At 63.3% G+C, this 1511-nt stretch carries 1 protein-coding gene; it reads left to right on the forward strand.

Translation table 11 applies throughout. The features are described 5' to 3' along the window. The first annotated feature begins 64 nt into the window (after nucleotides 1-64). Entirely contained in the window at nucleotides 65-1483 is a 1419-nt protein-coding gene (locus G6O54_RS36835; protein ID WP_165236106.1) for a transposase, read from the forward strand. Nucleotides 1484-1511: the final 28 nt, after the last annotated feature.

Below are 1511 nucleotides of genomic sequence, written 5' to 3' on the forward strand. Positions count from 1 at the left end.
GTTAAACAATTTGATAAGCTGTCCCCTTGTATGGAGTTGAGGAATCCCGGTCAAGGAGGCAGCCATGCTTCACGGCGAGGTTTTCCAGCGTTTCACGGCCGATTCCCCGGTCAGCGTCATGGTCCAGACGCTGCTGGAGAACGCTCTGCCCCCGACGATCGTGGATTCGCTCTTCGATGAGCACGCGGAATCCCAGTACACACGGACTCTCTTGTTCTCGGACGTCGTTCAACTGATGAGCGTGGTCGTCTGCCGCATCCGCCCATCGATCAACTCGGCGATCAAGAAGATGGGCCCCACCCTGGGCGTGACTCGCAAGGCGGTCTACGACAAGATCAATCGGGTCGAGACCGGCACCAGCGCCGCCTTGGTGCGGCGATCGAACTCGGCATTGAGGGAGGTCATCGACGAACTGGGCAGCGCCCATGCGCCGTGGTTGGAAGGCTATCGCGTCAAGATCCTCGACGGCAGCCACTTGCCGGGGACCGAGCATCGGATCAAGCCCCTGCGGTTCATCCGCGCCGGCGCCCTGCCCGGTCAAGCACTCGTGGTGTTCGATCCCCGGCGGATGCTCATCGAAGACGTGGTGCTCTGCGAGGATGGCCACTCCCAAGAGCGGAGCATGACCGAGGACATCCTGGCGCTGGTCCGGCCCGGCGACCTGTGGATCGACGATCGGAACTTCTGCACCACGTCGTTGCTCTTCGGGATCGATGGTCGGGGCGGCTGCTTCGTGACCCGTCAGCACGGCACGACGTTGACCTGGGAGGCCGTCGGCAAGAGGGCCTCCCGGGGCCGTTGCGAGACCGGCGAGGTCTTCGAGCAGACCCTGCGGCTGACCAATCCCGAGGGCGAGATCTTCCTCGTGCGGCGGATCACCGTCGAGTTGGATGAGGCGACCCGCGATGGCGACCGCGCGATCCACATCCTCACCAACCTGCCGGCGAAGGTCGCCGATGCGATCACGGTGGCCGACCTGTACCGAAGGCGCTGGACCCTGGAGACCGCCTTTCAAGAATTGGAGGCGGCGCTCCATGGCGAGATCAACGCGCTGGGCTACCCGAAGGCGGCGCTCTTCGCGTTCGCGCTGGCGTTGGTCGCATACAACGTGCTGAGCACGGTGAAGGCGGCCTTGAGATCGGTGCACGGAGAGGCGGCGTCCGACGACAAGATCTCGGGCTCCGATCTGGCCGAGGAGGTGTCGGGGACACACCGCGGGATGATGATCGCGATCCCGGAAGATGAGTGGGTGGTGTTCCAGGAGATGAGCCCGCAAGAGCTCTGCCTCCACTTGAAGACGCTGGCCGCCGCGGTGCGGCTCGCGGAATTCCGGAAGCAGCGGCGCGGCCCGAAGAAGCCCCGCCCTCAGAAGCAGAGCGGAGCCAAGATCAAGCATGTCGCCACAGCCAGACTCCTGAAGGAGCAGAAGGAGCAGAAGGAGCAGAAGAAGCAGAAGGCGAAATCATCAACGCGTGAGAAATAATGTACAAACCCGTATCTACACAGGGCTG

Source organism: Aquisphaera insulae (genome assembly GCF_011064615.1).
Taxonomy (GTDB): domain Bacteria; phylum Planctomycetota; class Planctomycetia; order Isosphaerales; family Isosphaeraceae; genus Aquisphaera; species Aquisphaera insulae.